The organism is Victivallis sp. Marseille-Q1083, assembly GCF_903645315.1.
Taxonomy (GTDB): Bacteria; Verrucomicrobiota; Lentisphaeria; order Victivallales; family Victivallaceae; genus UMGS1518.
The window spans coordinates 71,613-97,421 of record NZ_CAHJXL010000002.1 but is presented as its reverse complement, the minus strand read 5'-3'; the positions used below and the strand labels follow the sequence as shown (position 1 = coordinate 97,421).

General features: G+C 53.3%; 16 protein-coding genes and 2 pseudogenes. 8 read left to right on the top strand and 10 right to left on the bottom strand.

All coding sequences use genetic code 11. The annotated features are described in order from the left end of the window. Positions 1-155: 155 nt before the first annotated feature. The gene (locus HWX74_RS16465; protein WP_176014684.1) at positions 156-8,693 is read right to left on the bottom strand and encodes a choice-of-anchor Q domain-containing protein; all 8,538 of its coding nucleotides are present in this window, start codon (positions 8,691-8,693) and stop codon (positions 156-158) included. Between the two features lie 177 nt (positions 8,694-8,870). On the opposite strand from HWX74_RS16465, the gene HWX74_RS16460 reads away from it, so the two are divergent. After that, a complete protein-coding gene (locus tag HWX74_RS16460; protein WP_176014683.1) occupies positions 8,871-9,275 on the top strand; it encodes a transposase in 405 nt (134 codons plus the stop codon). Between the two features lie 91 nt (positions 9,276-9,366). Here the strand turns inward: HWX74_RS16460 and HWX74_RS20330 are convergent. From HWX74_RS20330 to HWX74_RS16430, 7 genes and pseudogenes are all read right to left on the bottom strand, one after another. Beyond that, positions 9,367-9,582 (bottom strand): annotated as a pseudogene (locus tag HWX74_RS20330) (hypothetical protein); the annotation flags it as partial. A gap of 51 nt (positions 9,583-9,633) precedes the next feature. Continuing rightward, positions 9,634-9,708, bottom strand: a pseudogene (locus HWX74_RS20745) (hypothetical protein); the annotation flags it as partial. Between the two features lie 211 nt (positions 9,709-9,919). Further along, positions 9,920-10,849 carry a hypothetical protein gene (locus HWX74_RS16450; protein ID WP_176014681.1) on the bottom strand — a complete coding sequence of 310 codons (930 nt, stop codon included), beginning with the start codon at positions 10,847-10,849 and terminating at the stop codon, positions 9,920-9,922. Positions 10,850-11,032: 183 nt separating this feature from the next. Next, the gene (locus tag HWX74_RS16445; RefSeq protein WP_176014680.1) at positions 11,033-12,118 is read right to left on the bottom strand and encodes a hypothetical protein; all 1,086 of its coding nucleotides are present in this window, start codon (positions 12,116-12,118) and stop codon (positions 11,033-11,035) included. 14 nt (positions 12,119-12,132) lie between these two features. Further along, complete coding sequence (locus HWX74_RS16440; protein ID WP_176014679.1) at positions 12,133-14,370, bottom strand: hypothetical protein; 2,238 nt, start codon at positions 14,368-14,370, stop codon at positions 12,133-12,135. A 120-nt stretch (positions 14,371-14,490) separates the two neighbouring features. Next, complete coding sequence (locus HWX74_RS16435) at positions 14,491-15,606, bottom strand: hypothetical protein (protein WP_176014678.1); 1,116 nt, start codon at positions 15,604-15,606, stop codon at positions 14,491-14,493. 262 nt (positions 15,607-15,868) lie between these two features. Further along, on the bottom strand, positions 15,869-17,326 hold the full coding sequence (locus HWX74_RS16430; protein WP_176014677.1) for a hypothetical protein: 1,458 nt from the start codon (positions 17,324-17,326) through the stop codon (positions 15,869-15,871). Positions 17,327-17,516: 190 nt separating this feature from the next. Between HWX74_RS16430 and HWX74_RS16425 the strand changes: the two genes are divergently transcribed. Then, positions 17,517-17,699 carry a hypothetical protein gene (locus HWX74_RS16425; protein WP_176014676.1) on the top strand — a complete coding sequence of 61 codons (183 nt, stop codon included), beginning with the start codon at positions 17,517-17,519 and terminating at the stop codon, positions 17,697-17,699. A 10-nt stretch (positions 17,700-17,709) separates the two neighbouring features. Then, positions 17,710-18,429 carry an IS3 family transposase gene (locus HWX74_RS16420; protein ID WP_176015295.1) on the top strand — a complete coding sequence of 240 codons (720 nt, stop codon included), beginning with the start codon at positions 17,710-17,712 and terminating at the stop codon, positions 18,427-18,429. A gap of 54 nt (positions 18,430-18,483) precedes the next feature. Here the strand turns inward: HWX74_RS16420 and HWX74_RS16415 are convergent, their stop codons facing one another. Both HWX74_RS16415 and HWX74_RS16410 read right to left on the bottom strand, forming a co-directional pair. Next, on the bottom strand, positions 18,484-18,990 hold the full coding sequence (locus tag HWX74_RS16415) for a GNAT family N-acetyltransferase (protein ID WP_176014675.1): 507 nt from the start codon (positions 18,988-18,990) through the stop codon (positions 18,484-18,486). Further along, positions 18,977-19,144 carry a FeoB-associated Cys-rich membrane protein gene (locus HWX74_RS16410; protein WP_176014674.1) on the bottom strand — a complete coding sequence of 56 codons (168 nt, stop codon included), beginning with the start codon at positions 19,142-19,144 and terminating at the stop codon, positions 18,977-18,979. The genes HWX74_RS16415 and HWX74_RS16410 overlap by 14 nt, the downstream gene beginning before the upstream one ends. Before the next feature lie 279 nt (positions 19,145-19,423). Here HWX74_RS16410 and HWX74_RS16405 point away from each other — a divergent pair, with 279 nt between their 5' ends. The 5 genes from HWX74_RS16405 to HWX74_RS16385 all read left to right on the top strand — a co-directional run bounded on the left by HWX74_RS16405 (position 19,424) and on the right by HWX74_RS16385 (position 25,690). After that, entirely contained in the window at positions 19,424-21,712 is a 2,289-nt protein-coding gene (locus HWX74_RS16405; RefSeq protein WP_176015294.1) for a sodium-translocating pyrophosphatase, read from the top strand. Positions 21,713-21,850: 138 nt separating this feature from the next. Continuing rightward, on the top strand, positions 21,851-22,015 hold the full coding sequence (locus HWX74_RS16400) for a hypothetical protein (protein ID WP_176014619.1): 165 nt from the start codon (positions 21,851-21,853) through the stop codon (positions 22,013-22,015). After that, positions 22,012-23,610: a sodium:solute symporter gene (locus tag HWX74_RS16395; RefSeq protein ID WP_176014673.1), complete on the top strand. Its 1,599-nt coding sequence runs from the start codon at positions 22,012-22,014 to the stop codon at positions 23,608-23,610. The genes HWX74_RS16400 and HWX74_RS16395 overlap by 4 nt, the downstream gene beginning before the upstream one ends. A gap of 17 nt (positions 23,611-23,627) precedes the next feature. Then, a complete protein-coding gene (locus HWX74_RS16390; protein WP_176014672.1) occupies positions 23,628-25,220 on the top strand; it encodes a thiamine pyrophosphate-dependent enzyme in 1,593 nt (530 codons plus the stop codon). Further along, positions 25,220-25,690 (top strand): 2-oxoacid:acceptor oxidoreductase family protein, encoded by a 471-nt coding sequence (locus tag HWX74_RS16385; RefSeq protein WP_176014671.1) that lies wholly within the window; start codon positions 25,220-25,222, stop codon positions 25,688-25,690. The genes HWX74_RS16390 and HWX74_RS16385 overlap by 1 nt, the downstream gene beginning before the upstream one ends. Positions 25,691-25,809: the final 119 nt, after the last annotated feature.

Here is a 25,809-nt window from a genome sequence, read left to right as displayed (position 1 = left end):
CCCGACGGCGACCAGCCCGGCCAGTGTCCAAATCTGCTTTTTCATTTGGTAAATCCCTTTATATGATATTCCCTTTGCAACACTCTTCCAACCATTCTCAAGCGGCCTCATTTATTGTGGCCGCTTGGAAAACGCCAACCAGCCGCGACCGCTCCTCATTGGAGCGGTCGCACCAGCACGCCGTCCTGGTAGAGAAACAGGCTCTGGCAGGTGGTGAAGCCGCGTCCGGCCAGCATCCGGTAGTGCATCTCGCCGGAGGCGTCGAAAGAGCTTGCATCGAGCCATTTTTCGCGGGTGCCGTCTTCGAACAGCGTGTTCGATCCCCACAGCACCACCTTGACCTGCAGTCCCGGAATCACTTCGTCGAGCACCACATAGCCCTCATACAGCGCGGTTCCATCGCCGAAGTCGGTGATGATCCGGTGATAACCGTCGTTGAGGTGCGAAGTGATGTTAATGATTCTGATCTCGGTGGAGTCAAGGATCGGCCCGCCTTTGGCGGTCCGCGCCGTTACGTAGGCGGTTCCCGGTTGATCGGCCCGCAGCGTGAACACCCGCGGCGACGAGTTGGGATTGCGGTCCTTCCTGGCGATGTTGTAATCGAATTCCAGATAAACGTCGGCGCCGAGATCGGCATTGGACCATTGGCGTTCGACGCCGACCGCGCACACCGGATTGGGGTTGAACGTTCCGGACATCACGTTGACGGTCATCGTCCGGGTTTCCGGCGCGCCGACGGTCGGCGCGCAGATGACCGTCACCGGAATCCTGCCGGCGTTTTCGAACTTGTACGGCACGATCTGCCCGGCGGCCACCGTGCAGGTCTGGTCTTCGACCTTCATCGTCACCGTTCCGGCAAAACCGCTCGGCGGCGTCACCGCCAGGCGCAGCGAATCATTCTTGCGGATCGTGATGTTCGAGGTGTTCCAGGCATCGGTCGGCGTCCAGCTCACCGACCTGGCGATCGTTTTCGCTCCGTTCTGATAGGCGACATTGATGGTCAGCGCACTGCTGGAATTCGGATTCAACGGCACGTCGGCATACCAGTTGTTGAAGGCGGTGCGGCGGGTGACCGGCGGGTCCCGCGTCTGGCCGTCCGGAGTGTAATATCCGGTGATGGTGATCTGCTCGATATACGAGGCGTTGGCGCCTTCGATGCAGACCGGAGAAGTCGGCGTCGTGGCCGGCACGGTGACGTTGCACATATTGTTCATCCGGGTGTCGACCCAGTCGGCCACCCCGTCGTTGTTGGTGTCTTTGCCGTTCAGCTTCAACACCCGGACCTTGTTGATCTGCAGCGTGGTGTTGCGGTAGACGTTCAGCCAATCAAGCTTCAGCGTATGGCTGCCGGCGGCCAGCTTCGGCAGGAAGAATTCGAGCTTCTGCGGCGTGCCGTGGGTGACTTCGACCACCCGGGTGGCGCTCCAGGCGCCGTCGACATAACCGGCGATCTGGAAACTGCCTGGCGTGGTCTTGTCGATCCGCTCGGCGATTTCGACATCGATGACGTAAACGCCGGTGGCGGCGATGTTGAAGTTATACTGCACCCAGCCGCGCCGGCCGCGGGCGAAGGTCGAATTCCCTTCATTCTCCCATCCTCCGGCGCTGTTGGAGAAGCCGTTGCCGTTGATCGACTGCAGCACCGTTTCGCCGGGGGTGAACTCGGCCGTCAGCGGATTGGAAAAGGCTTCTTTGACTTCCCAGTAATCGTTACGGCCGTCACCGTCGGTATCGGGGTTGTTCGGATCGGTGCCGTTGATATACTCTTCGACGTTGATCAATCCGTCGCCGTCGGCGTCTTCCCGGCTGTCGTCGATGAACGGATTGAGGCCGTTGGCCACCTCCCAGCCGTCCGGCATCCCATCCCAGTCGGTATCCGGGTTGGACGCGTCCAATCCCATCTGATACTCTTGCAGATTGGAAAGCCCGTCACCATCATCATCGGCGTCCGGGTCCAGCGTACCGCCGCAGATGTATTCATAGTAATCGGAGATACCGTTATTGTTGGCATCGCAGAACTCTTCCGCGCCGATATCGACACCGCCGCCCTGGGGACGGGCAGTTCCGATGATGTCGTCCGGCGGTGCGCCGGCCGTGGTGCCGGCGTCGATGCAGGCGGAATCGGCATTCAGGTAGCCCAGCACCGACAGATCGCCGGCATAGACGATGTTGCCGGTGCCACTTTCGGAGTAATCCTCGGCGGTGCAGCAATAGGAAAAAACCGGGATATTACCGGCTACCGAGTCGGTGATGATGCTGTTCAGGAACGTGGTCTCGCCGTCGTTCTGAACGACCGGCGCGATCCCGTTCGCGCAGTTGACCAGCGAACAGTTGACGCCGGTCAAAATAGCTTTGTCACTAATTTTGATCACCGGTCCGGATGACCTGGTGTTGTTGCGGGCGAATACGGTATTGGTCATCGTCAATGTCACCGGTTCCAGGTTCTGGGTCGGGCCGCCCATGTAGATGTTGCCGAACATCACCAGCGTGCCGGAACCGAGATCGTTGTCCTGGAAACGGCACTTGTCAAAGGTGATATTGCTCTTCGAGCTCCACAGGAAATTACCGTAAGGGTTCTGAACATTGTCGATCACTTCGGTTTTATCAAGCCGCAAAGTGGAATTGGTCGCCCGAATCATTCCGTAGGCGCCGTAATAGAAATCCATCGGTCGATCCGGCCAGTCGGGCTGATTGAGGTTATTGTAGGCGAACCGGCAGTTTTTGATCGTCAGACCGCTGTCGGTCAGGGTGATCACCGCGTCGGAGCCGTCGCTGCCGGTCAACAGGAAACCGTCCAGCCAACTGTCGGTGGTTTCGCCGTTGGAGAGTGTCAGCAATGGATTTTCGCCGCCGATATCGATGACCGTTTCGGTCAGACTGCCGGCATTTTGAATCTTGATGTCGTAGCCGCCGAAGTTGAGGTTTTTATCGTATTCGTGTGAGTAGGTACCGGGCAGCGCCTTGACGATGTTCTCGCACCCGGATTGCTTGGCGTTGGCGACGCCGGCGCCGATCGATTTCTTGGCGGTCGCGGGGGTTAAGCCGTTATTGCTGTCGCTGCCGTTATTGGTATCGACATAGATCATCCGGGTGAAAAAGGTCGGATCGTAGCCAAGCGCCAACTCATCGCCGTCATCGATGCCGTCGCCGTCGGTGTCGGCGACATTGATTTTAGTTCCCATTTGAAATTCGGTCAGGTTATTGATACCGTCATTGTCTTTGTCAAGCGTCGCGTCGGCGGCGCTGGAGGGATTCAAGCCGGCGGCGGTTTCCACCGCGTCCGGAATACCGTCGCCGTCGGTGTCTTTCCACTCATAACACCCCATGCCGCCGGAAGCGGCAGCGCGCGGCGTGCCGTCCAGGTCGGGAGTGACGATGGTGGCGCTTTTACCGGCGTTGACGACCGGTGAAGCCGGTTCCGGATAGCCGCATTGGTAGAGCATCGGATCAGCGGTGATGTTACCGGCGCCATAGGCCGACCAGTCGGCCGGATTCTGGCTGCATTTCGCGATCAGCGGGATGCCGTTTTTCAATACCGCCGGGCCGTTGACGATGCTGTTGTCGATGGTGGTCGTGCTGTCGAAATAACAACTGCCCCCGTTCTTGCTTCCGCCGCGGCTGATCGTCACGTTGACCAGTCTGGTTATGGTGCCATTGCCGGAGTAAAGGTCGGAGTAATCGTTTTTGGCTTTGTTGTCCAGGAACAGGCAGTTCTTCAGGACCAGTGTCGTCGGCGTGGTGCCGCCGCCGCCCATGTAGTTGCCGGCGTTGATCGCTCCCCCGTTGTAATCGGTCCGGTTGCGCAGGAATTTGCTGTTGGTGACGGTCAGCGTGCCGCGGGCGAATTGAATCGCTCCGCCGTTCGGTCCGTCATTGCCGATGAACTCACAGCGGTCGATTATCGAATCGCCGATGTTCATCGCGCACAGCGCCCCGGCGTTTCCCATCGACCCCATCCCGGAGGCGCGATTGTTGAAGAACCGGGTGTTGGTGATCCGGATCGGCCGGCCGCTGGCATAAATCGCCGCGGCGCCGCTGCCGCTGCCCGGATAGGAGGGATCGCCGGGCTGGATGATCCGGCCGGAGAAGTTGCCGTCAAAGACGCAGTTGCGGATATCGAGCTGGGCGTTGTTCAGGTAAATCGCCGTGCCGCTGCTGTCCTGGTGGCCGTTGCGGATCGTGAATCCGTTCAGGACGCTGTTCAGGCTTTCCCCTTTCTGCAGGGTCAGAAACCGCGCCGTGCCGCCAAGGTCGACGATCGTATCGGCGGCGCTGCCGGTGCTGAGCAGCTTGACGTCATAACCGTTGAAATCCAAAGTGTGGTTGCCGTCGCCGACGTAGGTGCCCGGCATCACTTTGACGACATTTTCGTAACCGGGATTCCTGGTCAGCGCCAGCGCCGCGCCGATGGTCTTTCTGGCCTGCGCCGTCGTCAGGCCAGAATTATTGTCGTTCCCGGAGGCGGCGTTGACATAATAGACCTTCGACGCGATCAACGGATCGGTCCCGGCGGCGGTTTCGGCACCGTCGTTGACGCCGTCGCCATCGGTATCCGCTTTATTGATATCGGTACCGGAATAATATTCGTTGAGGTTGTTCAGGCCATCGCCGTCTTTGTCGAGCGTCGCGTCGGCGGCGCTGGACGCATTCAGCCCGGCGGCGGTTTCGATGTTGTCCGGAATGCCGTCATTGTCGGTGTCCTTGAATTCCTGGGCGCCGATGTCTTTGTTGGCTCCGACCGGACGGGCGACGCCGTCGATATCGACGGTGGCGGTGCCGGCGTCATTGCTGCCGGCATTGATGCAGGGCGAACCCTTCTGCAGATAGCCGGCCCGGGTCAGCATCGGATCGGCCGTAATGCTGCCGGTTCCGAACGTTGCCGACGGCATTGAAACGCAGTTGTTCTTGCCGTTGATGGCGACGCCGCTTTTCAGCACCACGTCACCCTGCAAGATGGTGTTGATGATCGTCGGGGCGGTGTCGAAATAGCAGCTTCCGCCGCTCTTGGCCGAACCGCCGGCGATCGTTACGTTGGACAACGCCACCTGGGCGGTTCCCGCTCCGTAAATGTCAGAATAGTTGTTTTGCGCCCGGTTGCCGATCAATATGCAGTTGACCATGCTGATTTTCGGTACGGTTGCGCTGGGACCGCCCATGCCGCTGCCGACATAGACCGCGCCGCCGTAAGCGGCCGCGATATTGTTGTAGAACCGGCTTCGGGTGACGCTGGCCTGGGCGCCGGTCAATCCGATCGCGCCGGAGTTGTATCCGTAGTTGCCGGTAAAGGTGCAGTTGTCGATCCGGCTGCCGGTGCTGCTGCCGGAAATGATGATCGCCCCGCCGGTGCCGCCGCCACTGGCTCCCATCGCGTTGAAGGAACAGTTGTTGACGAAGCTGCAGGCGACCACCTTGACCGGCATCGCCCCGCCGGCATAGACGGCGGCGGTGTTGTAGCTGGCGCCCGAACTGGGGCCAGAACCGCCGGCGGCATTCGGGTCGCCCGAATGGTTGTCGGCAAAGGTGCAGTTTCGCAGGTATATCTGTGCGTTGTTGGCATAAACCACTGTCGCGCTGCCGGACTGATAGCCGTTGCGGAAAGTCAGGTTTTTCAGTTGGCTGTTCAGGCTTTCGCCTTTCTGCAGAGTCAGGAAGCGCGCCGCGCCTCCGAGGTCGATGATCGTGGACGCGGCCCCGGCGCCCTGGATTTTAATATCGTAACCGCCGAAATCCAGCGTGTGGTTGCCGTCGCCGGAATAGGTCCCGGCCGCCAGCTTGATCACGTTGTCGAAACCGGCCGTCTTGGAGACGGCGATGGCCGCATTTATGGTTTTCTTGGCGGTCGCGGCGGTCGTGCCGCTGTTGGAATCATTGCCGCCGGAAGCGTTGACATAGACGATCCGGGTCGGCGTCAGCGGATCGGATTCCTGGTCGATTTCCGCTTTGTCGTTGATGCCGTCGCCGTCGGTGTCCGCTTTATTGATGTTGGTGCCGGAATAATATTCGTTGAGGTTGTTCAGGCCGTCGCCGTCTTTGTCAAGCGTCGCGTCGGCGGCACTGGACGCATTCAGTCCGGCGGCGGTTTCGATGTTGTCCGGAATGCCGTCGTTGTCGGTGTCCTTGAACTCCTGGCAGCCGATATCCGGCCGGGCGCCGACCGGGCGGGCCATCCCGTCGATATCCCTGGCCGGCGCGCCGGTGGCGGTGCCGGCATTGATACACGGCGAACCTTTTTTCAGGTAGCCGCCTTTGGTCAGCGCCGGATCGCTCATGATGTTGCCGCTGCCTTTGGCGCTCAAATCGGTCGTCGTGCAGTTGTAGTCGGCGGCGATCGTATAGCTGCTGCTGGTCGTCAGCTTGATCTGCCCCTGAATGATGCAGTTGGTCAATGTGGTGTTGCCTTCGAAATCGCAACTGATGCCGTTCTTCGCCGAACCGCCGGCTACGGTCAGGTTGGTCAGCGTATTGCTGCTGCCGCCCGGCACGTAGAGGTCCGAATAATTGTCCTGCGCCCGGTTGTTGAGCAGCAGGCAGTTGGTCATCGTCACCCCGGTCGGGGATCCGCTCGGGCCGGTCATCCCGCCGGTAACGTAAACCGCGCCGCCCTGGTAGCCGGCCACATTGCCGAGGAAACGGTTATTGTTCATGACGACTTGCGAACCCATCACATAAATGCCGCCCCCGTAATAACCCATGTTGCCCTGGAAGGTGCAATCGCTGACCTCGCTCGGGCCGGCGTTGGTCAACACCAACGCGCCGCCCGAACCCATCGGCCCGCCCATCGTCGAAGTCGGGCCGGAGTTGCCGCGGAATACGGTGCCGGTGATGATGACCGGCTTGCCGGATGCGTAAACCGCCGCAAACGAACCGCCGCCGGTCGACGAGGAGGTGCAGTTTTCGATCACGCAGTTGCGGATCGTCAGCCCGGCGTTATTCAAATATCCCGCCGCTCCATAGGTGTTGCTGCCGTTTTTAATCGTCAGCCCGTCAAGCCGGCTGGTGGTGGTTTCCCCTTTCTGCAGATATAAAAACCGGCCGGAGTTTTCCAGGTCGATGATCGTCGAAGCCGCGCCGTCGATGCTCATCAGTTTGATATTACAGCCGGCAAAATCCAGGTTTTTGTTGGATGCTCCGGTGTAAGTGCCGCCCTTGAGCTTGATGATGTTCTCATAAGCGTTGCTTTTGGACAAATCCACCGCCGCGGCAATGGTTTTCTTCGCCGTCGCCAGCGTCAGGCCGTTGCCGCTGTCGTCGGGCCGCGCCGCATTGACGTAAATAATCCGGGTGTATTTCAACGGATCGTAACCCTGATCGATTTCCGCTTTGTCGGCAATGCCGTCGCCGTCGGTATCGGCTTTGCCGGGATCAGTGCCGAGCAAAAACTCCTGCAGGTTCGAAAGGCCGTCGTTGTCGGCGTCGCCGGACGCATCGGCCGCGCTGTTCGGATTCAACCCGGCGGCGGTTTCGACGGCATCGGGGATGCCGTCGCCGTCGGTGTCTTTCCATTCATAACAGCCGATGTCGACCGTGCCGCCCTGTGGACGGGCCTGCCCGGCCAGGTCAGGAGACGCCGCGTTGGCATTGCTGCCGGCGTTGATGCACGGCGAGGACGCGGTCAACCAGCCGACCGGCGTCAACTGCGGATCGGCATTGAGGTTGCCGGCGCCGGTGACCGTCGCATTGGTGCAGCAGTTTTGAATCGTTCCCGGGGTGCCGGAAAATTTGCCGATCAGGATCGTATTGTACAAAGACATATTGCTGTTCAATGCCAGATCGACGCTGGAACTGGAGGTACCGTTGGTGATATTGTCATAGATGGTGCAGTTTTTGATCGTCACGGTGCCGTTGAGCTGGGCGAATCCGCCGGCGCTGGCCGCCGTGTTGCCGGTAAACAGGCTGTTTTCAAGGATCGTGACCGGCGCGGTCGAACTCGCCTGCATCACATACAGCGCCCCGCCGTAACCGGTCGCCGTGTTGCCGGTGAATCTGCTCTGCCTGATGGTGAAGCTCGCGCCGTAACTCAAAATCGCACCACCGTTGTAACCGGTGTTGCCGATAAACTCGCTGCCGGTTACCGACACCGTGCCGTTGTTGGATATCAACGCGCCGCCGCTGGTCGGCCCGCCTCCCGGATAGCCGCTGCTCGACGCCTGGATGTTGTTGATGAATTTACAGCCAACGATGTCGATGTCGCCGCCAGACGTCGAAACCGCGCCGCCGCCGGTATAGCGGTTGTCTTTGAAGATACAGTTCTTGATCGTCAGACCGGCTGAACTCAAAGTAAGTGCCGTTCCAGAACTGTAGTTGCCATTCTGGATGGTAAAACCTTCCAGCGAACTGCCGGCTTTGGTTTCGTTGTTGTGCAGATATAAAAAACGGCCGGACTGCGCCAGGTCGATGATCGTCGTTGCCGCTCCGGCCGTGCTCCTCAGCTGGATGTTTTTGCCGCCGAATTCGATTTCACGGTTGTCCGCTCCGGTGTAGGTCCCGGGCTTGACCAGGATGAGGTGATCGCCGGCGGCGGCTTTTGCCGCGTTGACTGCGGCTTTGATCGATTTTTTGGCGGCGGACTCGCTCAAGCCGCTGCCGCTGTCGTCAGGACGGGAGGCGTTGACATAGTAGGTGGCTGCCTGTGCGGAGAGACTTGCGGTTGTCGCAAGGGCAATCGCAACGACCAGAGTTCCCAGATGCTTCATGACTAGTTCCCTCTCTGCCGATGCAGTTAATATGATGCTATCGAAAGTATAAATCTCTCAAATTTTTAGAACCATATCAACAACGCTGGCTAACAGCGTAATTTTCAGAAAAGGAATATTGCCCTAATATTTACGAGAAACGTTATTTCAGAATATTCAAGCGGCAAATGACAAAAAATGAAATTAATTTATTTTGAGGTTAATAATCAAAATGATCTTATTAATACCGAAGCAGACGCAATATGCGGAGCCGGGCTCTATGAGCGCAGCCCTGACCGTCAGGACATCCGCATCGGCAACTATCCACGCAAGCTGATAACTGGGGAGGGCGAGCTGGAACTGCAAGTTCCACGTTTTCGTTCGCTACCGTTCGAGACGCAGATCATCGAACGCTATAAGCGCCGTGAGAGCTCGTTGGCGAAAGCGCTGGTAGAGATGTATCTGGCCGGGGTGTCGGTGCGCCGGGTCGAGGACATCACCGAGGCGTTGTGGGGCGCGAAAGTCAGCGCAAGCACCGTAAACGAGCAGAATCAGAAGATTTACAGCAACATTGAAGAATGGCAGCAGCGTCCCTTTAATTGACTCATATCCGTATATTTTCCTTGATGGGATTTATCTGAAACGCAGTTGGGCGGGAGAGATGCAGCATGTTTCGCTACAGGAGTGTCCGAAATTATACGCACCTTTGAAATCTCCAGTTGAGTATCTGGTTAACTTCAGGATATTTACTCAGCGTCCCTCTCAAAGAGTTTTTGATGTCCATATATTGTCGAGTTACCCATTTACTGGAATAAATATGCCGCAATCTGGCGCCGACCAGTATCAATGCCGAGTTGCCATCCGGAAAACAGCCGCCTCCCCGCGTTCGACGACGAATCTCGCGCATGATCCCGATATAAGCGGCCAATTGCTTTGCCGACCGGAAATTCTGCACATTGCCGATCGTCGACGGCAGGATTGTCGCGCCTTTCGAACCGATTCTCTTGAGGGACTTCAGATTGTCGAAGCCATCCATTTTACTGCTGTGGGCATCAATTGCCTGGTTTAACTCTTCAATACTTTTGTTCTAACTGTGAATCTGATCGACGACCACGCGCAATTCCAGCGTAGTGATCGGCTCGAACCGATGATTCTATGCGTTCAAAAGCCCTTGGGCATAAATTCAATTGTTCAGTGGAAAGTTCTTTGACTCTCCACTTGATACTGATTTAACACAATAACCTTGATTATTGATTTTTAGGTTGATACAAGGTCTCTTCATTCCAGAAAGTCTCCGTCGGCTTCGGTAGGTGGAAATTCTCGTAATCTTTAATATCGGCAATCCGTTTTCCCCACCGGTGTTCCTCCGGATAAAATTTAAGAATATGCCGGCAACTCTCTTTAAAGGCTTCAACCGTTTTCTTGAGTTTTGATGTATTGACCTTATCTGCTCGTTTCAGGATATCGATGGCCCATGGCCAACAATATCCTTTATTGTATTCGTCAGCCATTTCATCGGCAACTTGGTAAGGGATTTTATCGTTCGAGCCGTCATCGACGTTGGCATATGACGCTTTCATCATGCTTTGCAGTTCGGCCAATTTGTCAGGGGATGCTTGCGCGGCACGCAAAAACGCGATAATCGCAAGGTTATCATGACCAAGCTTCCGTTCTGTTATGGCAATATCCTCCCAGGCTGACTTCGGTATTCTCTGCCATGGGGAATAAGCATATATGGAAATTAATAGGAGGTTTATTTGATCAGTATATAGACAGTTTTGTTTACATTTTTCAATTATTTTTACAATTTTATTTGCCCGTAACGATTCATAGCAATAAATACCATCTTCAGGAGGAATTGAATTTTTAGGATGTGCAGATAAATATGTATCCATGCGAAGTCCAGACGACGAAATTGGAAGTATATAATCCAATTCTATAGTATATTGAAAATATTTATTAATTTCTTCATTCTCTGTCGCAGATTGCAATTTAAGCGCGAGCCAATCAGGCAACAATGTTTTGTATTTTTGTATTCCAGCATCAATGATTGAAAATGCCTCTGTTTCTTTACCACCATAATATAATAGTTGAGCTTTTAACAATTCTACTTCCGGTGCGATCTCCGCCGGAGGAATTTCATTGATAATCTTTTCATATAAGGCTAAAGCAATCAATGGATCAATTTCTTTCCTCCAATGGTTACTATACTACCGGATTCAGCATATAGCTCCATCCAACGCTCCATTGGATCATGCGCGGCGGACAAAGTTACAGTCATATTCATAAGCAATAAAAACAATAGTTTCATCTCAAAACCTGTTATTGTCATCAGATACTTATTTAGGCCTTACTTCTCTTTATTTCGCTTGGTAAAGACTCCATTCATTCCAAAATGTTTCGGTTGGCATAGGTAAATGAAAATCACCATAATCAGTTATTTCTGATATTCGTTTTCCCCAACGATACTCTTCTGGAAAAAATTTAATTATATGTTGCAAACTTATTTTAAAATCATTGCTGTTGTCCTTTATCAAATTGTTATTGATTACATCAGAGCGTTTTAAAATTTCAATTGACCAAGGCCAATAACGCGATCTACTTAATGTTCTGGCGATTTCTTCTGCAACTATTTGTGGTATTTTTTGATCATGTTTATCTTCAATTTTGGAATAATTTTTTTTAAATTTCTGTTGTAAATTGATCAAATTTTCCGGATTAGCCTGCGCAGCCCGCAGGAAAGCAATTGCGGCAAGACGTTCATGTCCTAATTTTTTTTCAGCAACAGCAATTTCCTCCCACGTTGTATTAGGGATTCCATAAATCCATGGAGGGTTGTAATAAATAGCAATCAGTATGAAATTAATTTGATCTGATGTCATTTTCAGTTTTTTAAATTCATTGGCAATATTTATAGCCTCTCTTGGAGAAATGGTTGTTCTTGAATAAATTCCATCCTCAGGATCAATAGAATCATCAGGACGCTGTGATATTATCTTATCTCTTTCTACTCCAATTCCGGAAAACGGAATCAATGCTCCCAGCTCAACGACTGCTTCATAATAATTCTCCTTCGGCTTTCTGAACTCAATAGCGGCCTGTACTTTTAATGCAATCCAATCCGGCATTAAAACTTTATAGTTTTCTTTGCCTGCATCAATAATTTCCAATGCTTCTTTTTCTCTATCTCCATAATATAACAATTGAGCTTTAAGCAACTCAATTTCTGCCGCGATTGCCGGCGGTGGTTCTTTTTCGATTACTTTATTATAAAGCACTAATGCTGTTTGTGGAACAACATCCTCTTTATAATGATGGATGATAGATCCGGATTCGGCATAAATAGTCATCCAGTATTCCATAGGGTCTTGGGCCGCTATACCTGTCAAAGCGGAGCTTAAAAACAGGATTTCAAATGTCCTTTTTAAAATGAAGCTCATATTCATGATAAAAATCTTCCTTATGGGGTTGAGCTTGTGAGAGGAGGTAATATCGTATGATCATAATCATCTCTTTTCATCTCATTAAAATAACAGTTTTTATAAATATCGCGCATAAACTTTACACTGGTTTGTTTGTATAATTCATTTCCTCTATCTATAAACAACATTGCGTTTTCATAGTTTGACTGTACAGAAGCAAGTTTGATATGCAACCAATCCTGTCCATTGTTCATCGTATTGAAATATGCTTCTGCTTCAAAGAAACTGTATAAATTCTCAGTCAGATAAACATTCTGATACATCTTATAATAATCACTGTTACTGTTGTTAGATGATTGATTGCGCTGCGTACAATGTATTCCTTCATGCGCCAACGTTGCGTATACGGCCTTGTCAGACCATGATTCTTCGAAAGGTCTGGCTGACAGTAAAGTCCCATATAAATCAACCTTTCTGGGAGAACCGGAGTCATTTAACTTGAACAGCGTGACGGCGTTGGCATTCAAGGTTTCAGAATATTGCAGCCGGCTGGTATTGAAACTGACCAGATGACCGCCGTATTGAGTTTGATAAGCCGCCATGATATCCGTTGGAACATTGGCGAAGCTATGACCGCTGCCGAGACGATTTAATAATGAAATAACTTTTGTCTGTCTGGCCGCCAAACCACTTACGGAAGCGATTGTCTTAGGCTCAACATAATGAGCCAGCGCGACCCGGACCGGCAGTGTTAACACAAGCTGCCCGCAGCAATTGTCGTTGTTTTTATAAGTTTTCTGCGTATAAAGTATGACTGCAGTGTTATATGTTTTGCGTTCATTGCCGCTCTGCTCCAAAAGTTGAACATTGTCATTGGAGGTTCCGGCATTGTTATAGGTGATGGAAACTGTTGGATGGGCCAGAGACAGCACTATATCCGGTTGAAAGTGATCGTCGCCGGTACCGACCGTCCAGTTGTAATTATAGCCGGTTGAAATGGAATCGACGCTGTAGACGACCGGCATATTATAAGTATTGATGATTTTTCGTGCACCACCTTGCCTGGCAACCATTTCCACCGAGTTGACCGTTACCCCATCCGTTCCGTTTACATGAACAATACTGGAATTGGCAACCGCGTCCGCGGCGTTGCTCTTCACGCTTCCGGCAAAGGTGACCAGTATCATGCTGGAGCCGACCTTCAACCCTTCGGCGCAGAGGGAAAGTGAATTGCTGCCCAGCTTCGCCAAATCGTATTCACGGTCGGAGGGAACCACTCCGGTATCATGGGCACTGTTCTCCGGATCTTCATAGGGCGGCCAGGGCCGTTCCGGCTGCCCCGGCATTGTCGGCATTTGCGGCATGACCTGATTTTTGCGGTAAGCTTCCCAGAGCGTTATATCGCTGTCACCGTAATTTATCGTAAACTTCCCGGTCATCGTGTTGGGTTTGACCGATACCGTTACACTTTTCAGGTCATTCTCATTATTGCAGGAGTCGGCATATTCGTAGTCCCAGACGATTTCTCCTTCAACCTTGTCGATTCCGGAACGGAGCAGAGTGGCCGGCGTCGGATACATGCCGGGTTCCGGCGCTTCGCTGCCGGCGGTGTAGTGTCTGGTGCAATCCCAATCACAATTGAACGGGATCAGGGCGCCGGGGGATATTTCGTGCATCCCGCAGGTATTGTTTACATTGACGTCAACCTGATAAAAGACGACTCGGATGACCTTACGCGAATTTCCGCAGGCGACGAAGATGAAATGATCGCATGGCGTGGTACTGGTGAACTTTATGGTGGAAGTATTTAAGCCATTGCCGACCACGGTATGCGAGGCTTTACAGGATGAACCGTTTCCACAGTTGCAGATCGAGCCCCAAGAGGGATAGGAGATGTTGTTCCTTTCGTCTTCGGCGGTGTCGTCTTTGCGCGGCGGCCGGGCATGCGGCCAGCGGTCGCCATCCGTTGAGGCGCTGAGCGTCACTTCCGGTGGCTTTTCATCGTTGGCCGGAGTGAGGCCGGCCGCCTGTTTGGCTTGTCCGATTGCCAGTTTCGTGTCGTTCATTTCCACATAAATGGTGGTTGCCTCGGTAAACACCGGCATGGGTGGCTGAACAGGTCTTCCTGTTTCATCGGTATACATCATCGGCCATTCCAGTTCCGATTCCTTACCCAGTCCGCCGATATCGGCAACGCCGACGGCTTTTACCGGAATCGTTACGGTTTTTCCATGACTGCCCGTTGCGAAACAGAGGCATATCAACACAATAGCCATACACGACATCTTTTGCAAATGTGACATTTCAGAATTTCCTTCTTTCCCCGGCAAACACAAAAAACACTCTTAGCTTATACACCTCGTGCAAGGATGCGTTGGTAACAGAAATAAGGTGAGTTATTGATTGCTGGTATACAAGGTGTCTTCATTCCAGAAGGTTTCCGATGGCATGGGAATATGTAGCTCGTCCCCATCTGTAAAGAGTGAGATATCTTGTCCCGACATATAACAAGTAGGCCATTTCTTTTGTATCCTCTGAATTTGCTGCAATAATTTATTCCGATTTTCACGGATTAATTCTTGATTCGGCATCTTCGATTGTAGTAAGACCTCGATGGCCAAAGAATAGAATTTTCCTCGGGAATAGATCGCAGCAATGGTTTCCGCTGTTTTTGCGGAAATTTTTTGTTCGGCCGGCTTGATAATTGCCGGCACTTCCTGTTGCCAGACTTGTTTGATTTCGTTAAGCTTTTCAGGTCGGATAATAATCGCTCGTAGCGTGGCGAGAAAAGCAAGCCGTGGGTGTTGCTGCTGTTTTTCCAAGATAGCAACTTGGGACCATTGAACGTAACGAGATTTTATTGTTAAGGGAAGAGCATACAACGAATAAATTGCACAGATATATTTTTCCGATGCAGAATGAATCAATTTTTCTTTGGCATATAATTCTGCAATGTCAAACCATCCACCTATCAATAATGTTGGTAATTCTATACTAATAGTATTATTCATCAAAAGTGGAATGCCTTCGCGTGTAAACAGAATAATATCGGCGTGTGAACCCATTGCCGACCATGGAATTGGTTTTGCCATCTCCAAAGCTATATTATTTTTCTCATCCAGAGGTAAATTTAATTTGCCCGCGCACGCATAATCCAACATCAACCAGTCCGGCATGATGATGGAATACTGATCAACCACTTGAGCAATCAGGGATCTGGCTTCTTCATATTTGCCTTGGAAGTACAGTAATCTGGCAATCAAAAGATCAATTTCCGCCTGGAGACCATATGGCGCTTGAGTTTGTTGGAGTTGGTTGAGCAGCGAATCAATGTCATCGTTAATTGCTTTGGAACTTTTATTTTTCAGCAGTGTTCCGGCATGAGCAAATAGATTGAATATCTGATTTGTTTCGTTATTGGTATAGTCATTTGCCTTCAGCATATTGATGGTTGAAAACGAAAAATATAATATTAATATTATAGTAGTAATTCCAGATTTTTTGAATGTCATTTTGTATCTTCTTTCATGAAATTAATGATTAATCCTAATCGGTTACCAAATGATCCAAATCAATATAGTCATTATAATCCCTTCTTTTGTATTCGGTAAATGGACAATTCTGATATATATTTACCATGAAGCGGTTTAGTGCTTGGCGACCTTCATCGTTTGTAATTATAACTTTTTGAGCATTCTTATAATATGTAAAAGCTTTAGTTATGGTTTTACTCATTAAATACCAATCAGTAATTCTCATATCTTCAAAATTGGTCTACGTTTTTTTTTCATTTCCTTCTTTTGCCAATAATTGAACACTGGTTGGCGAGGATGGCTCTGCACTATAAGTTATTTGGATCGAAGATTGATTCAGTGGTTTTACGGTATCTTTGTTGGGCAACGTTGAATAATCGTCGCCATGTCCGGGGGCCCAATCATAATTATAACCAGTGGATACATTATCAACAAAAAACATTATCACGTTGTCAGAGAAATAAATTGCCTTTCTTCCTGCCTGCTTGGCAACCATTTCCACGGAGTTGACCGTTGCCCCATCCGCTCCGTTTACATGAACAACACTGGAATTGGCAACCGCGTCCGCGGCGTTGCTCTTCGCGCTTCCGGCAAAGGTGACCAGTATCATGCTGGAGCCGACTTTCAACCCTTCGGCGTAGAGGGAAAGTGAATTGCTGCCCAGCTTCGCCAAATCGTATTCTCGGCCGGAAGGGACCACTCCGGTATCATGGGCACTGTTCTCCGGATCTTCATAGGGCGGCCAGGGCCGTTCCGGCTGCCCCGGCATCGTCGGCATTTGCGGCATGACCTGGTTTTTGCGGTAAGCTTCCCAGAGCGTTATATCGCTGTCACCGTAATTTATCGTAAACTTCCCGGTCATCGTGTTGGGTTTTACCGATACCGTTACATTTTTCAGGTCATTCTCATTATTGCAGGAGTCGGCATATTCGTAGTCCCAGACGATTTCTCCTTCAACCTTGTCGATTCCGGAACGGAGCAGAGTGGCCGGCGTTGGATACATGCCGGGTTCCGGCGCTTCGCTGCCGGCGGTGTAGTATTTGGTGCAATCCCAATCACAATTGAACGGGATCAGGGCGCCGGGGGATATTTCGTGCATCCCGCAGGTATTGTTTACCTTGATGTCGACCAGATAGAAAACCACTCTTATCACCTTTCTTGAATTTCCGCAGGCGACGAAAATGAAATGATCGCATGGCGTGGTACTGGTGAACTTTATGGTGGAGGTATTTAAGCCATTGCCGACCACGGTATACGAGGCTTTACAGGATGAACCGTTTCCACAGTTGCAGATTGAGCCCCAGGACGGATAGGAAATATTGTTGTTGTCATCCTCGGTGGTATCGTCTTTGCGCGGCGGCCGGGCATGCGGCCAGCGGTCGCCATCCGTTGAGGCGCTGAGCGTCACTTCCGGTGGCTTTTCATCGTTGGCCGGAGTAAGGCCGGCCGCCTGTTTGGCTTGTCCGATTGCCAGTTTCGTGTCGTTCATTTCCACATAAATGGTGGTTGCCTCGGTAAACACCGGCATGGGTGGCTGAACAGGTCTTCCTGTTTCATCGGTATACATCATCGGCCATTCCAGTTCCGATTCTTTACCCAGTCCGCCGATATCGGCAACGCCGACGGCTTTTACCGGAATCGTTACGGTTTTTCCATGACTGCCCGTTGCGAAACAGAGGCATATCAACACAATAGCCATACACGACATCTTTTGCAAATGTGACATTTCAGAATCTCCCCATCTTTCCCCGTAATGGAATTTCGGCAGTTGTTTTTTATATGCAATCCTTTCCGGTTGTTATACGTAATCAAGGACAGGTGGGCAACGGGCCGTGCAAAGTATAAACACTGTAATTGTAGTAGGAGTGCACGTAAGGAGGAGTGGGGCGTTGACAGGTAAAGTTCATTACAGCGTTGGAGGTTCCAATCGTATCGTTCGGCAAAATGACCTGGCGGATCTGCATGGCGGGGCCGTCGGCGATAAACGGTTCGGTGCTGCCATCATCGGCAAGATAAAGAACGGTATGCCTGTAATAATATTATCAGGTAAAAAATGCTTCCCAAACAGATAAATATGGAACAATCCGACGGCAAATTCAAGAGATATTCGAAACGAACAAAAGTCAATATGACTATCGTCGCATTCATGCTGTTTTGCGGCAAGCCGGTTTCACGGTCAACCACAAAACAACGCAAAAACTGATGCGAGAAATGAGATTTCAAGGGAAGCAAAAAAGAAATAAGTACCGGTCATATAAAGGCTCTGTCGGGAAAGTAGCTCCCAATATTCTGGACCGGCAATTCAAAGCTCACAAGCCCTTCGAAAAACTGGTCACGGATGTGACGGAATTTGCCGTTTGTGATGAGAAGGTCTACCTGTCTCCAATCTTGGATTTATTTAATTCGGAAGTGGTGTCCTACTCCATCAGCAGAAACCCAAACTTTGTTCAAACAAAAAATATGATGGCAGGCTTATTTTTCAAATTGCCTCCTGATGCGGCTCCGATCATGCACTCTGATCAAGGCTGGCAATATCAAATGAGGAAGTTCCAGAAGATGCTGAGCGAACATAACATTACACAAAGTATGTCCAGAAAGGGGAATTGCCTTGACAACAGCGTGATGGAAAACTTCTTCGACAGACTCAAGACTGAAATGTTTTTCGGCGAGCACTTTGAATCGGTTGAGGAGTTTGAGAAAAAGCTCAGTGAATACATTTGCTATTTCAACAACGACAGGATATCTTTGAAATTAAAAGGAATGAGCCCGGTGCAATACCGAACTCATTCCTCGCTGCCTTAAACCGTCCAAATTTTGGGGGTCACCTCAGAGGCGGGGCGCAAGGTGGCTTTTTCTCTACAAGTCGCAACCGAAGACGTAATCGTCCATGACGAAACCGTTGCCGATATCGTTGACGACCGCTTGCTCCAGCACCAGGCCGTTGCGCTCATAGGCACGCAAGGCGTTGCGGTTATTTTTGTTGACATTGAGCAGCATATGCCGGTAGCCGGCCTCCCGCAGCAGTTGTTTGGCCGCCTGCAGCATGTAACTGCCCAACCCCAGATGATGATAGTCGTAATCGAGATAGAGCTTGTGCAGCTTGGCGACTCCTTCGCGGTAAGGACCACAGGAAAAAAAGCCGATCGGGCTCTCTCCATCATATAGAATCCGAAAACAAACCCCCTCGGCCAGTTCCCGGCGCAACACCGGCAGATCATACATCATGTGAAGCATGTATTCGAGCTGTTCCGGCGACAATATGCCGTCATAAGTTTTCGGCCAGATTCTTCTGGCCAATGCCTCAATTCGCCGCAATTCGGCATCCGATTCGGCCGCACGGAGCTGAAAATCAGCGGTCGGCATCTTTCGGCTCCTCTCCGCCGCCTTGCCGCTTCCGGTCCGCCGAACAGTTCTTCAGACAACCGCAGCAGCAGTCTCCCCGGCTCGAGCGTCGAAGATAGCGGTACAATGCCCAGCCGGCTAAAATGACAATCAGAATAATTCCGATTGTTTTCATTTCATCCCCTCCTGATATATAAAAATGTCCATGTTTTTCCATTTCGAATTTACGAACTCTTAATTTATCATGCAAAACCAATCTTGCAATTGGGAGTTTTTAAAGTATTTTATCGTGTTTGGCTTTTTCCGAAAATTAACAAATAAGCAAAAAGAGGTATTGAAAAACATGAAGCACTCCCTGGGTCTTCTGACTGCCTTTCTGCTGACCGGCGCCTGCGCCGTTGCCGGCGAAGAGGCCGTCGAAGTGGCAACTGAAGTCACCTCCACCGATTTCAGCATGTATTGGTACGTGGCGCCGCTGGCGTCAATTCTCGCCCTGCTGGTGGCGATCATTTTCTACCGGAAGATGATGGCCGCCAATCCCGGCAACGCCAAAATGCAGGAAATTGCCGGTTATGTCCGCGAAGGCGCGATGGCCTATCTGTTCCGGCAGTACAAAGTCGTCTCGGCCGTCTTCGTCGTGCTGTTCGTCATCTTCACCGTGCTGGCCTTCATGGGCATCCAGAACCCGTTCGTTCCGGTTGCCTTCCTGACCGGCGGTATCTTCTCCGGCCTCTGCGGCTACATCGGCATGCGCACGGCGACCAACGCCTCCAGCCGGACGGCCCAGGCCGCCAGCGAGGGCTTGAACCGCGGTTTGCAGGTCGCTTTCCGTTCCGGCGCCGTCATGGGACTGGTCGTCGTCGGCTTCGGGCTGCTCGACATCTGCGTCTGGTACTGGCTGCTGGACAATGTTTTCTTCACTCCGGAAAATATGGCGAACGGTTTGACCATCGCCGGCTTGCATCTGGTGCCGGAAGGCTGCACCGCCACCGAAAAACTCGTCCAGATCACCACGACGATGCTGACCTTCGGCATGGGTGCTTCGACTCAGGCGCTGTTCGCCCGTGTCGGCGGCGGCATCTATACGAAAGCGGCCGACGTCGGCGCCGACCTGGTCGGTAAGGTCGAAGCCGGTATTCCGGAAGACGACCCGCGCAATCCGGCCACCATCGCCGACAACGTCGGCGACAACGTCGGCGACGTCGCCGGCATGGGAGCCGACCTTTACGAATCCTATTGCGGTTCCATCCTGGCGACCGCCGCCCTCGGGGCCGCCGTCGGCGTGCAGTTCGGCGATGCCGAGCAGGCGCTCCGGCTGGTGACCGCGCCGATGGTCGTCGCCGGTCTCGGTACGATCTTCTCGATCGTCGGCATGATCCTGGTCAAGTGCCGGGAAGGCGCTTCGCAGAAGAATCTGCTGCACAGCCTGCTGACCGGCACGCTCGGCAGCTCGATCCTGATCCTCGCCGCTCTGGCCTGCCTGGCAGGCAACGGATACATCTCCTGGGGTATTTTCGGCTCCGTCGTCGCCGGTCTGGCGGCCGGTGTGATCATCGGCCAGGCGACCGAATATTATACCAGTGACGAATACGCGCCGACCCGCGGCATCGCCGGCCAGGCGGTCATGGGTCCGGCCACGACGATCATCGACGGTCTGGCCACCGGCATGTATTCGGCCGGCATCCCGGTCATCACCATCGTCATCGGCATCATCTGCGCGTTCGGGTTCTCCGACGGCTTCCATAACTTCACGATGGGCCTCTACGGCATCGGCTTTGCCGCAGTCGGCATGCTGTCGACGCTGGGCATCACGCTGGCAACCGACGCTTACGGCCCGATTGCCGACAACGCCGGCGGCAACGCCGAAATGTCCGGTCTGCCGTCTCAGGTGCGGGAACGTACCGACATGCTGGACTCGCTCGGCAACACGACGGCCGCCACCGGCAAAGGATTTGCGATCGGTTCGGCCGCTTTGACCGCGATGGCGTTGCTGGCCGCCTACCTGGAGGAAGCGAAGCTGTGGATCTCCAAATTGGCCAAGGCTTCCGCCGACGGCACCTTCCTCGGTTTTACCGCCGAAAGAGCCCACAACGCGTCGATTCTGGAATTCGTCGATGCCTACAACCTGCACATCATGAGTCCGCTGCTGATTTGCGGCCTGTTCCTCGGCTGCATGATGGCGTTCGTCTTCTGCGCGATGACGATGAAGGCCGTCGGCCGCGCCGCCGGTTCGATGGTGCAGGAAGTGCGTCGCCAGTTCAAGGAAATCCCGGGCATCATGGAAAGCAAAGCGACGCCGGATTACGCCCGCTGCGTGGCGATTTCCACCGCCGGCGCCCAGCGTGAGATGGTGATTCCGTCGCTGCTGGCGATCATCGTTCCGGTCGTCACCGGCCTGATTCTCGGCGTGCCGGGCGTCATGGGCCTGCTGGCCGGCGGTCTGACCGGCGGTTTCCTGCTGGCAACGATGCTGAACAATGCCGGCGGCGCTTGGGACAACGCCAAAAAGTTCATCGAAAAAGGCGCCCACGGCGGCAAGAAGCTGCCGGACGGCACCAAGAACCCGGTTCACGGCGCCGCCGTGGTCGGCGACACTGTCGGCGACCCGTGCAAAGACACCTCCGGCCCGGCGTTGAACATCCTGATCAAATTGATGAGCATGGTCAGCATCGTTTTCGCTCCGGTGGTCATCAAATATTCGCCGGTCATTCAAGACTGGCTGGGGATTGCCCTCGGCAAATAATTCCTTTTTCGGAATGCCGTCCCGTGTTTCCTTGTCTGGAAACACGGGATTTTTTTTTGCAACCGATTTGCCAACCTTGCTTTGACCGACTATTTTATAGATTTAACTGCCAAATTTTCACGGAGGGATTTGCTCGCTATGTTGTTGGGACTGGATGACTGGGTTGTGGCGCTGGCTTTTTATGCCAATGTGATTGCCATGCTGATCGGGGTAATTTACGGAGCAATCAATTTCAATCGCGGCGACGATTGCGATCAACTGGAACCCGCCGCGCTGGACAACACCGAACAAGAGCGGCCATGAATTATTTCGCACTGGTCGGCATCATCGTCGTCTACCTCGGGGTAATCGCCTACTTGAGTTACCGCGGTTACCGGCAAACCAAGAACAGCCAGGATTATCTGGTGGCCGGCCGTTCGGTCAACCCGTTCGTCATGGCGATGTCCTATGGGGCGGCCTTTATCAGCACTTCGGCGATCGTCGGATTCGGCGGCATGGCGGCGCTGTTCGGCTTGGGCTTGCTGTGGCTGCCGTTCATGAATATCGCCATCGGCATTCTGGTCGCCTTTCTCTTCTTCGGCCGGCGCACCCGGCGAATCGGCCACCGGCTCGACGCCGGCACTTTTCCGGAATTCATCGGCCGGCGTTTCGATTCCGAATGGCTGAAGATAGCCTGTGGTCTGATCATTTTCCTGTTCATGCCGCTTTACTCCGGCGTCGTGCTGATCGGCGGCGCCCGCTTTTTACAGGAAACATTGCACGTCGCCTACCCGGTCGCCCTGCTCGGTTTTGCTTTGTTCATCGCCATTTACGTTACTGTCGGCGGCCTCAAGGGAGTGATGAACATCGACGCCCTGATGGGTAGCGTCATGTTCTGCGGCATGGTTTTCCTGGTGACGATGACTTATGTTGAACTCGGCGGCATCTCCGAAGCGCACCGGGCGCTTTCCGATCTGACCCCGCTGGTGCCGGACGGCCTCAAACCGCTCGGCCACGTCGGCTGGACTTCGATGCCGCGTTTCAATTCCCAATGGTGGTGGACGCTGGTCTCCAGTCTGATGCTCGGCGTCGGCATCGGCGCCCTGGCTCAACCCCAACTGGCAGTACGCTTCATGACCGTCAAGAGCGGCAAACAACTCAACCAGGCCATCCTGGTCGGCTCGATTTTCATTCTGGTCACCGCCGGCGGCGCTTATGTGGTCGGTGCGTTGTCCAATGTCTGGTTTTACCGCAATCCGGACTTTCAACAGATTGCTGCCGAAGCGGCCGGCGGCAATCCGGACACCATCATTCCGCTGTTCATCAACCGGGCAATGCCGCAATGGTTCGTCTATCTCTTTACGATTACCTTGCTGTCGGCGGCAATGTCGACGCTGAGTTCGCTTTATCATGTCACCGGCACCTCGTTCGGCCACGACGTATTCTGTCCGTTGTTCAAACGCCCCAGCAGCACGCTGGTCACGAAAATCGGTATCCTGATCGGCATTGCGGTCAGCATCTTTCTGGGTTTTCTGCTGCCTGCCGGGATCGTTGCACGCGGCACCGCCATCTTTTTCGGGATTTGCGCCGCCGCATTCCTGCCGGCCTACTGTGCGGCAATTTACTGGAAACGGGCAACCCGGGCCGGTGTCTGGGCCAGTATCATCGTCGGCAGTCTGGCCAGCAGTTTCGGCCTGCTCTTCCTGCATCGTCAGGAGTCGGCGGCAATGGGTATCTGTCAAGCCCTGTTCGGCCGAACCGAATTGATCAGTGAATTTCCGTGGCCGTTTGTCGACTCGCTGGTCTACTCGCTGCCGCTGTCCATCGCAGCGCTGGTCGTCACCAGTTTGCTGACCAGGCCGCCCCGCCCCGAATTGCTGGAAAAATGCTTTCTCAATATCGATCAAACGAACCGTTAATAAGTAAGGAAACTGTTATGGCCAATAAACTGCTGCTCAGCGGCAATGAAGCCATCGCCATGGCCGCCTACGACGCCGGGGTTCATCTGGGAGTCGGTTATCCCGGTACGCCGTCTTCGGAAATTCTCGATTACTTCAATGAACTCGGCGGCAAGGCCGAATGGGCGCCGAATGAAAAAGTCGCCCTCGAAGTCGGCATCGGCGCCGCATTCGCGCATGCCAGAGCGTTGGTGACGATGAAACACGTCGGCCTCAACGTCGCCGCCGACCCGTTGTTCACGATCGCTTACTGCGGTACTCCCGGCGGTCTGGTTATCGTCTCGGCCGACGACCCCGGCATGGCGTCCAGCCAGAATGAACAGGACAACCGGCGTTATGCGGCGGCAGCCGGTGTCATGATGCTCGAACCGACCGATTCCCAGGAGGCTTATCTCTATACGCTCCGGGCGTTTGAAATGTCTGAACAATACCATTTGCCGGTATTGCTGCGGGTAACGACCCGAATTTGTCACTCGAAATGCATCGTCGAACGGCACCATGCGACCGAAGCGCCGCGTCCCACCCATTACGAACGCGATGTCAAGCAGAATGTCATGATTCCGGCCTTCGCCCGGGCGGCCCATCGCAAATTGCGGGCCAAACTCAATGAACTGGCTCTCTTCAATGAAAGCAGTGATTTCGTCGAGGAGACGATGAACAATGCCAGTCTCGGCATCATCGCCAGCGGCATCGCCTACCAGCACGCCCTCGACGCCGCCCCGGACGCTTCCTTTCTGAAAATCGGCATGACTTATCCGTTGCCATTGAACCGGATGAGGCAGTTCGCCGCCAAAGTCAAACGCTGCGTCGTCTTGGAAGAAGGCGATCCGATTCTGTACGACGCCTGCCGTGCGGCCGGTATCCCGGCGGAAGGCAAAGCGGAAATGTACCGTTTCGGCGAATTGAATGTCTCGCGGATCCGTCGGATCCTGGCCGGCGATACTTCGCCGGAACCGCCGCCGCCGGCCGGAAAACCGCCGCAATTGTGTGTCGGCTGCCCGCACCGCCGGACTTATGAAGTGTTGCGGGATCTCAAGTGCATCGTTTCCGGCGACATCGGCTGCTATACGCTCGGCGTCTTGCCGCCCTTCGAAGCGGTGGACACCTGTGTTTGCATGGGCGCCAGCGTCACCGCCGGACTGGGCATGCGTCAAGTGCTGCCGGAGGCGGAAGCCCGCCGGGTAGTCAGCGTCATCGGCGACAGCACGTTTCTGCATACCGGCATCAACGGCATCGTCGAGATGGTTTACAACCGGCCGGCTACCGGCCATGTCGTCATCATTCTGGACAACTCGACGACGGCGATGACCGGATTGCAGGAAAATCCGGCCACCGGACGCAAACTGGACCATACGCCGGGGCCGAAGGTAGTTCTGGAAGACGTCGTTAAGGCAATCGGCGTCGATCATGTCGATATCTGCGATCCGACTCTGGATCAGGATTCCTTCAAATCTTTGTTGCAGCAGCGTCTGGCCTCCGATGACCTGAGTGTCATCATCGCGCGGCGGCCCTGTATTCTCGCTGCCGTCAAAATCAAGGGATACGAAGCGAAACAAGAAGGAAAAAACTGATGAATACGGTCAAAAACATCACGGTCGCCGGTCTCGGCGGTCAAGGCGTGCTGAAAGTCACCGATATCCTGGCGGAAGCCTTGTTCGAAGCCGGTTTCGACGTCAAAAAGAGCGAAGTGCACGGTATGAGCCAGCGTGGCGGTTCGGTTTCCAGTGAAGTGCGTTTTGGCGCCAAGGTGGCCAGCCCGATGATACCGGAAGGAGAAACCGACATGTTGATCGTCCTGGACAACACGCAAATCGAAGTCAACCTGGCAAAACTCAAGCAGGGAGGAATCTTGATCACGCCGGATGATATCGATCAGAACAGGCTGGAAAATAAGAAAGCGATCAATATCGCGTTGCTCGGCGCGCTGAGTAAATACCTTGAATTGGAACCAGCTGTCTTGTGGGAAACGGCCAAACGATATCTGCCGGAAAAATTACACGCCGTCAATGAAGCAGCGTTTCAACTGGGAGCCGCTTCCTGAGTCGGGCTCCATCGAATTTTCTCCCCTGCGGCAAGGCGCTGGGTATCCTTCCGTTCAATTGCCGCAGGGTGTTTTTATTCTTTCCATATTCATCCCGCTCAAAACCGGTCCATTTTCCG

What these genes read in the sequence shown, in the direction of transcription:
- HWX74_RS16465 (WP_176014684.1), bottom strand. Translation starts at nt 8,693, where the DNA reads ATGAAGCATCTGGGAACTCTGGTCGTTGCGATTGCCCTTGCGACAACC.
- HWX74_RS16460 (WP_176014683.1), top strand. Translation starts at nt 8,871, where the DNA reads ATGAAATTAATTTATTTTGAGGTTAATAATCAAAATGATCTTATTAAT.
- HWX74_RS16445 (WP_176014680.1), bottom strand. Translation starts at nt 12,118, where the DNA reads ATGAATATGAGCTTCATTTTAAAAAGGACATTTGAAATCCTGTTTTTA.
- HWX74_RS16440 (WP_176014679.1), bottom strand. Translation starts at nt 14,370, where the DNA reads ATGGCTATTGTGTTGATATGCCTCTGTTTCGCAACGGGCAGTCATGGA.
- HWX74_RS16435 (WP_176014678.1), bottom strand. Translation starts at nt 15,606, where the DNA reads ATGACATTCAAAAAATCTGGAATTACTACTATAATATTAATATTATAT.
- HWX74_RS16430 (WP_176014677.1), bottom strand. Translation starts at nt 17,326, where the DNA reads ATGGCTATTGTGTTGATATGCCTCTGTTTCGCAACGGGCAGTCATGGA.
- HWX74_RS16415 (WP_176014675.1), bottom strand. Translation starts at nt 18,990, where the DNA reads ATGCCGACCGCTGATTTTCAGCTCCGTGCGGCCGAATCGGATGCCGAA.
- HWX74_RS16410 (WP_176014674.1), bottom strand. Translation starts at nt 19,144, where the DNA reads ATGAAAACAATCGGAATTATTCTGATTGTCATTTTAGCCGGCTGGGCA.
- HWX74_RS16405 (WP_176015294.1), top strand. Translation starts at nt 19,424, where the DNA reads ATGTATTGGTACGTGGCGCCGCTGGCGTCAATTCTCGCCCTGCTGGTG.
- HWX74_RS16400 (WP_176014619.1), top strand. Translation starts at nt 21,851, where the DNA reads ATGTTGTTGGGACTGGATGACTGGGTTGTGGCGCTGGCTTTTTATGCC.
- HWX74_RS16395 (WP_176014673.1), top strand. Translation starts at nt 22,012, where the DNA reads ATGAATTATTTCGCACTGGTCGGCATCATCGTCGTCTACCTCGGGGTA.
- HWX74_RS16390 (WP_176014672.1), top strand. Translation starts at nt 23,628, where the DNA reads ATGGCCAATAAACTGCTGCTCAGCGGCAATGAAGCCATCGCCATGGCC.
- HWX74_RS16385 (WP_176014671.1), top strand. Translation starts at nt 25,220, where the DNA reads ATGAATACGGTCAAAAACATCACGGTCGCCGGTCTCGGCGGTCAAGGC.